This is a genomic window from Streptomyces sp. NPDC002825 (genome assembly GCF_040295385.1).
Lineage (GTDB): Bacteria > Actinomycetota > Actinomycetes > Streptomycetales > Streptomycetaceae > Streptomyces.
This window is the reverse complement of the sequence record NZ_JBEOVH010000006.1, coordinates 101601-116295: the sequence shown is the minus strand read 5'-3', so window position 1 is coordinate 116295 and position 14695 is coordinate 101601. Positions and strand designations below refer to the sequence as shown.

The following is a 14695-nucleotide window of genomic DNA, read 5'->3' as shown; positions in this document are numbered from 1 at the left end:
CAGGGCTCACAGGCCCGGCACCTGGTCACGCGCGCGCGGGACGGGCAGGGTGGCCGGGACAGCACCCGGCCACCGGAAGGGACGACGCCCCTCATGCCCCAGCAGTACGGCGACTACCAGAACGAGATCTACCTCGACGGGCTCTTCGGCGTCACGCCCACGCTGCCGATGACCTTCGCCGAACTGGAGGCGAAGGCCCGCGCGGCGCTGCCGCCCTCGCTCTGGTCGTACGTGGCCGGCGGCGCGGGCGACGAGCACACCCAGGAGGCCAACGTCGCCGCCTTCCGGCAGTGGGGGCTCGTCCCGCGCATGATGGTCGGCGCCGCCCGGCGCGACCTGTCCGTCGACCTGTTCGGCCTCAGGCTGCCGTCCCCGCTGTTCATGGCGCCCGTCGGAGTGATCGGACTCTGCGCCCAGGACGGACACGGCGACCTCGCGACGGCCCGGGCCGCCGCACGTACCGGCGTACCCATGATCGCCTCCACGCTCACCGTCGACCCCATGGAGGAGGTCGCCGCCGCGTGCGGGGACACCCCCGGCTTCTTCCAGCTGTACACCCCCACCGACCGCGCCCTCGCGGAGAGCCTCGTGCACCGCGCCGAGGAGGCCGGCTTCCGGGGCATCGTCGTCACCCTCGACACCTGGATCACCGGCTGGCGCCCCCGGGACCTCGCCACCAGCAACTTCCCGCAACTGCGCGGACACTGCCTGGCCAACTACACCTCCGACCCCGTCTTCCGGGCGCGCCTCGCCAAGGCCCCCGAGGAGGACCCGCGCGCCGTCGTCGCGGAATGGGCGGGGATCTTCGGCGAGCCGCTCCGGTGGGAGCACCTCGCCTGGCTGCGCTCGCTGACCGACCTGCCGATCCTCCTCAAGGGCATCTGCCACCCGGAGGACGTCCGCCGGGCCAGGGACGGCGGCGTCGACGGCATCTACTGCTCCAACCACGGCGGACGCCAGGCCAACGGCGGCCTGCCCGCCCTCGACGCCCTCCCCGACGTGGTCGCCGCCGCCGAGGGCCTGCCCGTGCTCTTCGACTCAGGCGTCCGCACCGGCGCCGACATCGTGAAGGCACTGGCCCTCGGCGCCACGGCGGTCGGCATCGGCCGCCCGTACGCGTACGGGCTCGCCCTCGGCGGGGCGGACGGCGTCGTCCACGTGCTGCGCTCCCTGCTCGCCGAGACCGACCTGATCCTCGCCGTCGACGGCTACCCGACCCTGGCCGACCTCCGGGTGGAGGGCGCCCTGCGGCCCGTCATGACGCACGGCGCGCCCGGGCCGCGAGGGAGGTGACGCGGCGCCGCCGTTCCTCACGCGCGCGCGTGTGCCGGTCCAGCTCCTCCATCAGGCGGCGCCCGCGGTGATCCGGTTCGAGCTCGTCGAGGACGCGGTCGATCTCGGTGAGCAGCGCGCCGTACAACTGCCAGCGCTCCGGATCGTGCGCCGCCTCGTCCTCCAGCAGCCGGGCGGTGTGGTCACGGGCGGCGCGGGCGGCCCGCAGGTCCTCGCCCAGGCGGCCCTCCGCCGCCTGGGCTCCCTCGCTCGAAGGCGAGGTGACGAGGACGGCGAAACTCACCAGGGTGTCGCCGAGGTGCTGAAAGGTCTCCCGCAGCGCCAGACCCGTCTCCCGGCCCACGAGCGAGGCCCCGCCCCGTTCCTTCGCCAGGTCGGTCAGGGAACGGGTGAGGACGCGGAGCACGACCGCGCAGATCTCCAGGGTGTCGAGGCCCGTGCGCAGCACGATCCGGTGCAGCAGCCCCTCCTTGACCCGTGGGTTGAGCCGGAGGCTGTCCTCCGCCTGCCGCAGGGCCGCGTCGACGTCCGCGACGTCGTTGTCGAGGCGCCGTGCCTCGTGCAGCCGCGCCGCCACGCGCTCCACCGGAGCGGGGGAGGAGACCGCCTCCGGAACCGGGACCGGTTCGGGCCCGGCCTCCGGCTCCGTCAGCTCCTCGCCGACGTCAAGGAGCAGCCGGCGCATCCGCCGGGCCAGGTCCACGATCGAGTCCCCGGCGGTGTCCACCCAGACCGGCGGGACGAGCACCATGTTGAAGAGCAGACCCACCACGGCGCCGATCAGGGTCTCCAGGACGCGGTCCCAGGCGGTGTCGGCGACCTGGGTGACACCGAGGACGAGCATCGCGCTGATGGCCACCTCGGGCACGAACTCCTCCACCCGCACGTACCGGCCCACGACGAGGGAGGCCAGGATGACCAGGGCGAGGCTCCACCAGCTGAGTCCGACGAGCGCGCTGAACGCGATGGCGATGAGCACGCCCACGACGACCGAGTTCACCCGCCGCAGGCTCGTCGTGAGCGTCGAGTACAGCGTCACCTGGACGACGAGCAGCGCGGTGAGCGGGGCGGTCAGCGGCGCCGGTTCCGTACTGAGCTGGAGGGCGACGACGTACGAGATCGTCGCCGCGGCCGTCGACCGCACCGTCTGCACCACCACCGGGTCCCGCCGCCACCGCTGCCACCACCCCCAGCGGCGCCACGGGCGCGGAAGGACGTGTCGGACGGAGCCGTGCGGCATGGATCCTCCTCCGGCGGTCGGGAACCTGCGGGTGCGCGTGCCCGCCCCCACGCCATCGAACCGCGATGCTCCGCGCTGCCGCGTCCACAGGCACGCCGACGCGCCGAAGACCCCGGCGCCCTGGGGTTCCGGTCATCCGGATGCCGGGGTCGATCGGTCCTGAGGGGTCAGCCCGACAGGGCGGAGGAGAGCCGCTCCACCGCCTGCTGGGCGACGGCCGTGTCCTTGCGGTCGGCCGCGTCGCGCAGGGCCCGCAGCGAGGCGGCGATCCGGCCCGCCCGGTCCGGATCCGTGCCCTGCTTCACACGGTCCCAGGTGAGTTCGAGGCTGCTCACGTCCCCGGCGATCGCGCCGGCGTCCCGGGCGGCGCCGTCCAGCGCCGACTGGCGCGCCCACAGCCCCATCCGGGCGGCCTCGACCGTCGCGAGCGGCTCGTAGCGCAGGTGCAGGTCGAGATCGTTCTGGGCGACCCGCAGCACCGCGCCACGGACGAGGTCGGCATCGCGTGCCTTGACGGCCGTGGCCAGCGAGTCGAGGTCCCGGTCCATCTGCCGGACGAGCAGCCGGGGCACCCGGTCGGCGGCCCGGTACGCGTCCCAGGCGGCCCGCACCTTCGCCACGTTCGCCTCGGTCGCCCCGGTGTGAGCCGCGCGCACGGCCGCCGACAGGGCCGCGAGTTCGGCCGGTACGGGGCCCCGGGTGACGTCCGTCGGGACGGCCAGCTCGACCGCCTCCAGGTCGCCGCCCGGCTCGTCGATGACGAACTCGCCGTAGCCGGGGGCCACGACCTTCTCCTCGTGCGTGCCGTCCATGTGGATCTCGGTCGTCGTCATCGCGCCCTCGACGGGGCCGTACGGCCCGGCGACCGTCTGCCCGACGGCCTTGACGGTGACCTCCTCGAAGACCACCCCCGGGCTGTTCTCCGGCCGGTACACGTCTCCGGCCTTCGGATGGGCAGGCATGATCATCGCGGCCGGACCCGACTTCCCGGACCGCCACGTCCCGCTGGTGTCCGCGACCACCCCGTCCTCGTAGTTGAAGACGTCCTCGCCGAGGTACCAGACCGATCCGTCGTCGGCCTGCGCGAACCAGTCGAGCGCCGCCTCCTTGATCCGCCCGTCCGAGAAGGACAGGAACTGCAGCGTGCGCGCCCGGACGGGCTCGCCGTTCACGGTGATGGTCTTGATGTCGGGCAGCAGGGTGAGCTCGGTGCGGAACGGCTTCTCGTCGACCTGACCGCCGTAGATCACCTGCTGGAGCTTCGAACTGGCATGGAGCGGGTTGGTGATGTCCGTCGGCCGGCCGAACACCGGCGTGACCCGGTCGACCCGGTCCTGCTCGGGGGCCAGCGGCAGGCACCCCCCGGCCTTCCTGCCGGTCTCGGTGTCCAGGGCCCGTACGCAGCCGCCGCTCGACGAGGGGACCCCGCTCGCGGCCCGGCCGCCGACGGCACCGGCGGTGCACGCGCCCGTCGCCAGGGCCACGACCAGGGCCGCGCTCAGCGCGCCCGCCGGATGTCTGTTCCTCATGGCTGCCTCCTCTGCCGTACTGCCTCCTCCGCTGTGATGGCGACGCTGCCACCCGGGTCCTGAAGGGAGCCTGAACGGAACTGAACCCGCTTTCAGGAGCCGTCTTCCGGCCCCGGGTCCGCCGGGAGCACCACCTCGAAGCGGGCACCGCCCAGGCGCCCGTCCGTCACCGCCGCCGTGCCGCCGTGCGCCGCGACCAGTTCGGCGACGATGGCGAGCCCGAGCCCGCTGCCGACGGCATCGCCCACCTCACCCGCATCGGTACGGTCGGCCGTCGAACGGGACCGCGCCTCGTCGAGGCGGACGAACCGCTCGAAGACCCGCTCGCGGTCCGTCGGCGGCACCCCCGGACCGTCGTCCTCCACACCGAGCACCACCCGGCCGTCGGGCAGCTCGGCGAGGTCGAAGGCGACCTCGGAGCGCGCATGCCGGGCCGCGTTCTCGCCCAGGTTGCGCACCACCCTGCCCAGGCCACGGGGGTCCGCGCGCAGCCGCGCCGCCGACACCCCCGCCGTGCCGATCCGCAGCCCGGGCGCGGCCCCCCGCAGCCGGCGCGCCTCGTCCAGGACCAGGTCGTCGAGGTCCACCGGCCGCAGCCGGGGGCGCAGCGCGTCCTCGTCGGCACGGGCGAGCAGCAGCAGGTCCTCCACGAGCCGCTGGATCCGCAGATCCTCGGCCAGCACCGTCCTGGCCAGCCGCTCGCTCGCCGTCCGGTCCGTCAGCCGCTCGGGATGGGCGAGCGCGACCTCGACGTGCTGGCGGATGGACGCCACGGGGGAACGCAGCTCGTGGGAGGCGTCCGAGATGAACCGGCGCTGGGCGCTCTGCGCCCGTTCGAGCCGGTCCAGCATGCGGTTCATCGTCGTGGCGAGGCGTCCGATCTCGTCGCGGCCGGGCGGAAGCGGCACCCTGCGGTGCAGCTCCGCCGCCGAGATCGCCTCGACCTCCCTTCGGATGGCCGCCACCGGCGCCAGCGCCCGCCCGACCGCCATCCAGGTCGTGCCGGCCACCACGACCATCAGCAGCGGCAGCCCCACGAGCAGCAGCCGGGTGACGATCCGGGTCGACTCGGCGACCGCGACCACCGTCCGCCCCACCAGTACCGTCCGGTCCCCGCCCGGCCCCGCGGCGGGCACGGCCACCACCAGGAACCGGTCCTCGTCGAGAGGCGTGCTGACGGTGGACTCGGAGCCCGGGCGCGGGTCGGCGAGGGGCGGCAGATTCTTGACGTTCGGGCTGCCCGCGACCACCTCCCCCCGGGCGTCCAGGACCTGGATGAACTCCTCGTCCGGCTCGCTCACGGCCAGCGACGGCACCCCGCGCCCCGCCTCGATGACGGCCGCCACCTGCTCGGCCCGGGTCCGCGCGGCCTGCCGCACGTCGTCGGTGAGTTCGGCCCGCATGAGCGCGACCAGGGCCACCGCTCCCGCGACCACGCCCACCGCCACGACGAGGACGGCCGCGACGGTCGACCGGAACCGCACGCCCATGGCCGCCTACCCCCCGTCGGGGGCCAGGCGGTAGCCGCAGCCCCGTACGGTCTCGATGGACGCCCGGCCGAAGGGCCGGTCCAGCTTGTTCCGCAGGTGCCGGACGTAGACCTCGACGATGTTCGGGTCGCCCTCGAAGGCGTCGTCCCAGACGTGCGCCAGGATCTCGCGCTTCGACACGGTCTCGCCGCGCCGGCGGAGCAGGAACTCGAGCAGCGCCAGCTCGCGGGCGGTCAGCTCGACCCGTACCCCACCACGGGACACCTCCTTGGCCGCCGGGTCGAGCCGCAGGTCACCGGCGGTGAGCGCGGCGGGCCGCTCGCGCGGCTCGCGGCGGAGCAGTGCCCGGAGCCGGGCCAGCAGCACGGCGTACGAGAAGGGCTTGGTCAGGTAGTCGTCGGCGCCGGCGTCGAGCCCCTCCACCTCGTCCCACTCGCCCTCCTTGGCGGTGAGCATGAGGATCGGGGTCCAGTTCCCCTCGGCGCGCAGGGTGGCGCAGACCCGGTAGCCGTTCAGGCCGGGGAGCATGATGTCGAGGACGATCGCGTCGTACGCGTGCTCACGCGCCCGCCACAGCCCGTCCGTGCCGTCCAGGGCGACGTCGACGGCGAAGCCCTCCGCCTCCAGGCCGTTGCGGAGACCCTCGGCGAAGCGCTCCTCGTCGTCCACGATCAGAACCCGCATGTGCCGATTGTGACCCGCGTCACCTGAAGCGGCGCTGAAGGGCGCGCGGTGCCGCCCGCCTCCGCGAGGGGCACCGCGCGCCCTGTCCCGTACTACGGCGTGGTCAGCGGTCCGCGCACGACGGCGGGCTCCGCGGGCGGGGTGGTGCCGTACACGTCCGGGCTGATGCGGTAGCCGCGCGCGTCCTGCTTCAGCACCTCCTTGCGGACGGCCGCGAGCTCCTTGGCCGTGAGCCGGGTGACGGAGGTCAGGGCCAGCGTCTCCGGGTTCTCCTCGCCGACGGGCTCCACCTTGATGTTGCCGACGTGGGGCGCGTACGACTTCAGCTGGTGGCCGCCCTCGGGGTCGAGCGGCGCGAACTCGTCCGTCACGAGCACGTTGTCGAAGCAGCCGGCCGGGACGCAGACGCTCTGGCCGGTCTCGGCCACCGTGGCGCAGTCCAGGAAGTCGATCTCGGGCGCCAGGCCCTCGGTGTAGGTGGGGCTGCCCACCCGCGGCCTGGCGAGCATGGCGATGCCGGCCTCGGCGCCCTGCACGCCGGAGATCCAGGTGTCGGGCGCGCCGACGAGACGGCCGTTCTCGTAGATCTCCGGGTACTCCCCGAGGCGCCAGACGTTTCCGCGCCAGTCCTGGGCGAAGAACGCCAGCTCCGACTCCTGGACCTTCTTGCCGTTGAGGTCCTGATCGAACACCACCACCGTGCGTACGCCGTCGATGACCTTCGTCAGGTCGGTCACGGTCGTCACGACGGTGTGGTCCTCACCGGCGACGTCACCGGTGAGGACCAGCCGGGTGCCGGGCCTCAGCGGCAGGAACGTGTTGTTCACCCTCGGGACGGCGGGGAAGGTGTACGGGCGAAGGGCGGGCGGATCGCCGCAGCCGTTCTGCGCGAGCGAGCCGCTCTTCGCCGCCGTGGGGGAGGCTGCCTCGGGGGTGCCGGCGGCCGACGCGCCGGGGGCCAGCAGCAGTGCGGCGACGATCGGGCTCAGCAGGGCAGCGGACGCGCGCAAGCGTCGGGGCATTCAGCTTGATCCTCTCGGTGGAGCCAGGGTGGGGCTCCACCGAGAGGCGGCGGCCCCGTCCGCCGCCTGCCTCAGTGCGTGGCGACCGCCTCATGCTGCGGCCGTCGGCGCCTGAAGCCCTTGCCGAAACGCAGGTACAGGGACGGGACGACGAGCAAATTCAGCAAGGTGGACGTAACCAGGCCGCCCACGATCACCACGGCGAGCGGGTACTCGATCTCGTGGCCCGGCCGGTTCCCGAGGAAGACCAGCGGCAGCACCGCGAGTCCGGTCGCCAGCGAGGTCATCAGGATCGGGGACAGCCGTTCCCGCGCACCGCGCAGCACCAGCGCGGGCCCGAAGGCCATGCCCTCGTGCTCCTCCAGGTGCTGGCAGTGGTTGATGAGCAGGATGCCGTTGCGGGCGGCGATGCCGAGCACGGTGAAGAAGCCGACCAGGGAACCGAGCGTGATGTTCCCGCCGGCGATCCACACCGCGAGGACACCGCCGACCAGGGCCATGGGCAGGGTGAGGAAGGACAGCAGCGCGAGACGCCAGCTGCGGAAGGACACCTGGAGCAGTACGAAGATCGCCAGAGCGGCGAAGATCGCGCTGTAGAACAGGACCCGCTGGGCGGCCTGCCGCTCCTCGTGCTCCCCGAGCAGCTCCGTGTGGTACCCGCGGGGGAAGTCGGTGGAGGCGATGGCCTCCTCGACGTCCGCGACGACGGCGCTGAGGTTGCGTCCGGAGACGCTGGCGTTCACGTCGAGGTGGCGCGAGCCGTTCTCACGCGCGATCAGGTTCGGCTGCGGCTCGATGGTCACCCGGGCGACGTCACCGAGGGGCACCGTGCTGCCGGACGGCGTGTCGATCGGGAGCCGGTTGATGGCCGCCACGCTGCTGCGGGTCTCGGGGGTGCTCCACACCATCGTGTCGTAGGCCTTGCCGCCGCGGAAGATGTCGCCGACCTCCTCGCCCGCCACGAGGGTGGACGCGGCTCGGCGGACGTCACCGGGCTTCAGCTCGTACTTCGCCGCCTTGTCGACGTCGACGGTGACCTGGACCTGCGGGATGTCGACCTGGAGGTCGGCGTGCACGTCTCCGGTGCCGGCGATCTTGCCGATCTTCTCCTGGAGTTCCAGGCCCTTCTCGCGCAGGACCTTCTGGTCCTGGCCGTAGAGACGGACGACGACCGGGTACTTGGAGCCGGTGAGCACCTCGTCGACGCGTTCGTTGAGGTACGTCTGGACGTCCTGTTCCACGCCGGCGTAACGCGCCACGGTCTCCTTGATCTTTTCGAGGGTCTTGTCGTAGTCGGCCTTGGGATCGATGCTGATCCAGCCCTCGCCGAAGTTGACCCCGGCGATCTCGTCGCCCAGGAAGGCCTGCCCGATGTGGGCTCCGAAGACGTTGCGCACTCCGGGGATGGCCCGCACCTCACGGCTCACCTGGGAGACCATGCGCTGTTCCTCCTGCACGGACGTGCCCGGTGTGGTGATGAAGTGCATCAGGAAGTCCCGCTCCTTGAAGGAGGGCATCAGGGACTGGCTGAGCTGGGGCACCAGGAGGGCCGCGACGAGCGCGAGAGCGCCGGACACCAGGTAGGCGTTCATCGGACGCTTGATGATCCGCCGGAGCCCGGCCGTGTAACCGGTCTGCAGCCAGCGCAGCAGCGGGGACTGCCGGCGTTCGACCTTGGCCTTGCGCAGCATGATCAGGCACAGGGCGGGGGTCACCGTCAGGGCCACGACCATGGAGGCGAGGATGGCCATGGTGTAGGAGACGGCGAGAGTACGGAAGAACGAGCCCGCCACTCCCTGGAGCAGGAACACCGGAACGATGGCCACGACGATGATCAGCGTCGCGTAGACGATCGGGCTCCGGACCTCCAGCGAGGCGTTCAGGATGACCTTGGCCACCGACGCGTCGCCGCCGGCTTTCCGGTGCTCGCGCAGGCGTCTGAGGATGTTCTCGACGTCGATGATCGCGTCGTCCACGACGGCGCCCAGGGCGATCACGAGTCCGGCCAGGGCCATCGTGTTGATGGTGTCCCCGCGCCAGTGGAGCACGAGCACGGCGGCCATGAGGGACAGCGGGATCGTCAGCAGGCTGATCAGCGCGACGCGCCACTCGTAGAGGAAGGCCGAGAGGACCACGACGACCATCAGGAAGCCCAGCACCAGGGCCTGCGTCAGGTTGTCGATGGCGGTGTGGATGAAGTCCTCCTGCTGGAAGACGGTCGTGTCGAACGTGATGCCGGGCAGGCCCGGTTCGAGCGACTCGATGGCCTTCTCCACGTTCCTGGTGATCTCCGGGGTGTCGCCCCAGGGCAGCTTCTCGACGATCAGCAGCAGACCGGGGTCGCCGCCGATGACCGCGTCACCGAAGAGGGGCTGGGGGGCCTCCTTCACGAGGGCGACGTCCCCGAGCCGCACGGTGCCGTCGCTCGCCGCGCGCACCGGCACCTGGGAGAGGTCGTTCGGGGTCACGACCGGCAGTACGTGCCGGATGCCGAGGCGTTGGGTGGGGGTCTCGATCCAGCCGCCGGTGCCGATGACGGAACCGGTGGTGAACTTGAGCAGACCGGAGTCGACCGAGTCGCCGGTGGCCTCCATGACGTCGTCGAGACTGACCTTGTGGGCCTGCATCCTGACCGGGTCCACCTGCACGGTCATCATCTGCAGCCGCTCGCCGAAGATGCTCACGTTGGCGACGCCGGGCACGCGCAGCAGACGGGCCCTGACCTCCCAGTACGCCGTCATGGACATGGACATCAGGGCCTTGTCGGAGTGGTCCTGCGACGACATCCCGATCTTCATGACACGGCTGGTCGCCGCGACGGGCGGCATGATCACCGGAGGGGCCGCCCAGGTCGGCAGCGAGTGCGAGACCTGCGCCACCCGTTCCTGGACCTCCTGCCGCGCCTTGAAGATGTCGGTCCCCTCGTGGAAGATCAGCTGGATCGACGAGAGCTGCGCGACGGACTCGGAGCGCAGGTCGTCGAGCGCGTCGAGACCGTTGAGGGACTGTTCGAGCGGAACGGTGACCAGGGACTCCACGTCGGCCGTGGAAAGGCCGAGGCAGGTCGTCTGGATCTCGACCCGGGGCGGCGCGAACTCCGGGAAGACGTCGACCCGCTGCTGGGGCAGCGAGGTGATGCCGACGACCATCATCACCGCGGCCGCGGCGACCACGAGGTAGCGGAAGCGCAGGCTGAAGCCGACGATCCAGCGCATCAGGGTGCGGCGTTCCTCGGTCATGAGTGCTCGCCGTCCGTCTCGTACTCGATGCCCAGCAGTTCGGCGGCCCCGACCGTCACCACGCGGGTGCCGGTCGCGAGGCCGGACGTGACGACCGCGTCGTGCTCACCGAACTGCCCCAGTTGGACGGGGGTGCGGATGTACACGAAGGGCTCCGGGTTGGTGAAGGCGAAGGTCTCGCCTTCCGGGTCGTAGACCACCGCCTTCAGCGGGATGAGGGTCCGCGCCGGCCCGGTGCCGTCCAGCGGCGCCTGCCGCAGCGGCTCCGTCGTGAGGTGGATCCGCTGGACGGTGTCCTCGGCCAGGGTCAAATGGGGGATCTTGCCTTCCGGGACCTCTTCGATCTCGGCGGGCGGCGCCTCCGTGTGCTCGGCGGCCGAGGCCGAGCTGCTGTCCGAGTCGCTGCAGGCCGAAAGGCCCGCTCCACCGGCGATCAGCAGCCCCGCGGCCGACAGGCCCACGGCCCACCGGCGCCGGGTGAGACGCCGGCGGGAACCGCTGGAGGGTGCTGCGCGCCGTTCCGTCCTGCCGTCGTCCGCGGCTGCCGCGTCCGGGGCTCCGCCGGCCGTCGCCAGACCCGGCTCCGGGCCGGTGGGACGCCGCCGGACGCCGCCGGGGGCGGGGAAGAAGCGGAGGTAGAGGGCGGGCACGATGAACAGCGTGACGAGGGTCGAGGTGACCAGGCCGCCGAGCACGACGACGGCCAGCGGGTGCAGCACCTCCATGCCCTCGACGGTGCCGAGGAAGACGGCGGGCAGCACCGCGACGGCCGTGGCCAGTGCGGTCAGCAGGACCGGGCCGACCCGGTCACGGGTGGCGTCGAGGATACGCTGCGGGTCGACGGTGCCGTCCTCGCGCGGCTCTGTCTCCTGGTAGCCGCGGACGAGCAGCACCAGGTTGCGCACGGCGATGCCGAGGACGAGCAGCAGGCCGCCGAGCGCGCCGATCGACATGATGCCGTCGACGGCGAACGCGGTCAGCACACCGCCCACGCCGGCCAGCGGCAGTGCGACTAGGACGAGCGTCGCCGCACGCCAGCTGCCGAAGGCCGCCTGCAGGAGGAGGAAGGTGCCGAGCACCGCGGCGGCCGCGAGCCCTGCGATGCGCAGGTCCTGGCTCTGCTGGTGCGCGACGTCGCTCTGCACCTCGGCGTGGTACTCGTACGGCATCGGCATCGCCTGGACGCGGTTCCTGACGTCGTCGAGCACGGAGTTCAGGTCACGCCCGCTGACGTCGGCGACGACGTCCATGCTGCGCGAGGTGGCGTCGTGCTCGATGACCGTCGGGTACGGCGTGACACGGACCGTGGCGACGTCGCCGAGGCGCACGTGGCCGCCGTTCGGCGTGTCGATCAGCAGACCTTGGACGTTCTGGGGAGCGGAGCGTGTCGAAGGCGAACCCCAGACCACGACGTCGAAGACCTTCTGCTCCTCGTAGAGGCTGCCGACCGGCAGGCCGGAGAAGTAGGTGGCGGCCGTGCGGCGGACGTCACCGGGCTTGATCCCGTGGCTCCGCGCCGCCGCGAGGTCGACCTTGACCTCGAGGGTCGGCTCCTCGACCACCTGCGGGACCTGCGGCCGGACGACTCCGGGCACCTGCGCCAGGACCTTGCTCACCTTTGCGGCCTGCTGCCGCAGCACCGTCAGGTCGTTGCCGTAGAGGCGGACGACGACGGGCGCGCCCTCGCCGTTCTCCGCCCGGACCTCGTTGAGCCGCGCCTGCGGGTAGGTCATGACCTCGCTGGCGAGGCCGGACTGGCCGTTCATGGTGCGGTGGACCGCGGCGACGGTCTTGCCGTAGTCGGCCGAGTTCTTGATGTTGACCCAGAACTCTCCGGCGTTGACGTTGACGACCTGGTCGGACTCCCTGGCGCGGCCCACGTGGGCTCCGACGCTCTCGACGCCCGGCAGGGCACGCAGGTCGTCGGCGGCCGCCTGGCCGAGGCGGTTCATCTCCGGCAGGGAGGTACCGGGCGGTGCCTCCACGTGGATCAGCAGCGCACGCTGGTGCAGTGCGGGGATCGGCGACGCGCCGTCGAGCTGCGGCCACACCGCGAAGGCCGCGCCGGCCAGCACGGCGGCCGCGACCAGCGCCCGGCCCGGCCGCAGCAGGGTCTTCGGGCCGACCTTGTCGAAGCCGCGGTGGAGCCACCCGAGCACCGGGTTGCGGTGGTGTCCGAGCCTGGTTCGCGCGAGCAGCAGGGCGGCGAGCACGGGGGTGAGGGTCAGGGCGACGACGGTGGAGGCGACCACCGCGAGCGCGTAGGACAGGGCCAGCGGCCGGGCGAACGCTCCGCCCACCCCGCTCAGGAACACGAGGGGCACGACGGCGAGCAGCAGGATCAGCGTGGCGAAGAAGGCGGGCCGCCGCACCGCCGCCGTGGCGTCGACCACGACGTCGGCCACCGACCGGCGTTCGCCGGATCTCCGTCCCTCACGCTGGAACTGGGCCTGGATGCGGTCGAATCCGATCACGATGTCGTCGATGACGGCGCCGAGGGCGATCGTCAGACCGGCCAGGACCATCATGTTGAAGGGCGAGCCGCGCAGATACAGCACCCACAGGGCGGCCATCTCCGCCATCGTGATCGAGACGAGGCTGATCAGGCCGACGCGCCAGGAGAGGAAGTACAGGCCGAGGAGCAGCGAGACGGCGGGGACGGCGACGAGCGCCCACACACCGACGTTGTCGAGCGCCGTGTCGACGAAGGACGCCGGCCGGTACACGTGCGTGTCGACGGTGATGCCGGACAGACCCGGCTGGAGCGAGGTCATCGCCTCTTCGACGGCGTGGGTGACCTCACGGGTGTTGGCGTCGGGGAACTTCTCGATCACCAGCATGATCCCGGGGCCGCTGTCCAGCGACACGTCGCCGATGAGGGGCTGGTGGTCCTCCACCACGGTGGCCACGTCACCGATGCGGAGCTGCTTGTCGCGGGTGTCCTCCAGGGCCACGGACGCCAGGTCCTGCGCCTTGGTGATGGGCAGCACGTGCTGGATCGCGAGGCGCTGGCTCGGCGTGTCGATGAATCCGCCGGTGCCCGGGGTCGAAGCCTCGACGAAGGTCAGCGGCGACACCCACAGGGCGTTGCCCGTGGTGCGGACGACCTGGTCGAGGGAGACACCGCGGCTGCGCAGCTGCTCGGGGTCGAGCCGGACCTGCAGCTGCCGGTCCTGCTCACCCCAGATGACGACGTTCGCCACGCCCGGGATGCCCATCAGGCGCGGCTTGATGTTCCAGCGCGCGAGGACGGACATGTCGATGCGGGAGACGTCCTTCGAGGTGAGGCCGATCATCATCACGCGGCTCGTCGACGAGAGCGGCTGGATCATGACCGGCTGCTTGCCCACCTGGGGCAGACCGGCGACCTGGATCAGGCGTTCCTGGACGGCCTGCCGGGCCTTCTGCTCGTTCGTACCCGGTTCGAAGACGAGGTCGACGGAGGACAGGCCGGGGGCCGACTCGGAGGTGATCTCGTCGAGCCACGCCACGCCGTTCAGGAGGTCCTGCTCCATGGGGACGGTGATGAGCTGCTCGACCTCGGCCGCCGAGAGGCCCGGCGCCTCGGTCTGGATCTGGACCCGCGTCGGTCCGAACTCCGGGTAGACGTCTGCCGACGCCGCCCGTGGGAGCTGGATGAATCCCAGGGCCATCACGGCCGCTGCGACACCGAGGATCAGGTTCCGGAACGTAAGACTGAGAGAAAGGATTCTGTGGACCACGGCAGGGTCCTGCCTTCCAGAGCGACTGCGCGCTCCACCGGCCTGCCCCCGACCCTTCTCCAGGGCCTGGCGAGAGTGGCGGACCGCGCGCCGGGCGGACGGCCTACCGGGCGCCCCCTGCGAGGGTCGTCCGTCCTGCTGCGGCATCAGTCGCCGGCGTCGACCGGCGTCGGTGAGGGTTACCGGCCGAGAAGGCCGACCTCGTACCCATGTCCGGCAAGAGCCATAAACCGGCCGAACCGTCGGCCATGTCTATAGCGGATACGTACGGCGTAAATGTACCCCGTAGGTGAAGAAACTGTCAAAGTACCCCCAAAAAGGATTATCTGCGGGATGGCCTGATTTCGCCGCTCCTGGGCGTCCGCACCGAGCGCCCCGTCCGCCTTGGCTAGGGTGACGAGAAGAGATCGAACACGACGGGGGGCTCGCGTGGGATCACCTGCCGGCAAAGGTCACCACCACACACCGGGCGGACG

The 14695-nt window shown here is 71.8% G+C and carries 8 protein-coding genes; 1 reads left to right on the top strand and 7 read right to left on the bottom strand.

The genetic code is table 11. From position 1 onward, the window contains the following. The first annotated feature begins 93 nt into the window (after positions 1-93). Positions 94-1293, top strand: a complete 1200-nt coding sequence (locus ABT041_RS10530) for a lactate 2-monooxygenase (protein WP_351182250.1) — start codon at positions 94-96, stop codon at positions 1291-1293. Here the strand turns inward: ABT041_RS10530 and ABT041_RS10525 are convergent. From ABT041_RS10525 to ABT041_RS10495, 7 genes are all read right to left on the bottom strand, one after another. After that, entirely contained in the window at positions 1256-2533 is a 1278-nt protein-coding gene (locus tag ABT041_RS10525) for an aromatic acid exporter family protein (RefSeq protein WP_351182247.1), read from the bottom strand. The genes ABT041_RS10530 and ABT041_RS10525 overlap by 38 nt on opposite strands. 167 nt (positions 2534-2700) lie before the next feature. Then, positions 2701-4062 (bottom strand): hypothetical protein, encoded by a 1362-nt coding sequence (locus ABT041_RS10520; protein WP_351182244.1) that lies wholly within the window; start codon positions 4060-4062, stop codon positions 2701-2703. A 92-nt stretch (positions 4063-4154) separates the two neighbouring features. Continuing rightward, positions 4155-5552, bottom strand: a complete 1398-nt coding sequence (locus ABT041_RS10515; protein WP_351182241.1) for a sensor histidine kinase — start codon at positions 5550-5552, stop codon at positions 4155-4157. Positions 5553-5558: 6 nt separating this feature from the next. Further along, entirely contained in the window at positions 5559-6236 is a 678-nt protein-coding gene (locus ABT041_RS10510; protein ID WP_351182238.1) for a response regulator transcription factor, read from the bottom strand. 92 nt (positions 6237-6328) lie between these two features. Continuing rightward, complete coding sequence (locus ABT041_RS10505; RefSeq protein WP_351182235.1) at positions 6329-7258, bottom strand: hypothetical protein; 930 nt, start codon at positions 7256-7258, stop codon at positions 6329-6331. A gap of 71 nt (positions 7259-7329) precedes the next feature. After that, entirely contained in the window at positions 7330-10497 is a 3168-nt protein-coding gene (locus ABT041_RS10500) for an efflux RND transporter permease subunit (protein ID WP_351182232.1), read from the bottom strand. Next, positions 10494-14219, bottom strand: a complete 3726-nt coding sequence (locus tag ABT041_RS10495; protein ID WP_351182229.1) for an efflux RND transporter permease subunit — start codon at positions 14217-14219, stop codon at positions 10494-10496. The genes ABT041_RS10500 and ABT041_RS10495 overlap by 4 nt, the downstream gene beginning before the upstream one ends. Positions 14220-14695: the final 476 nt, after the last annotated feature.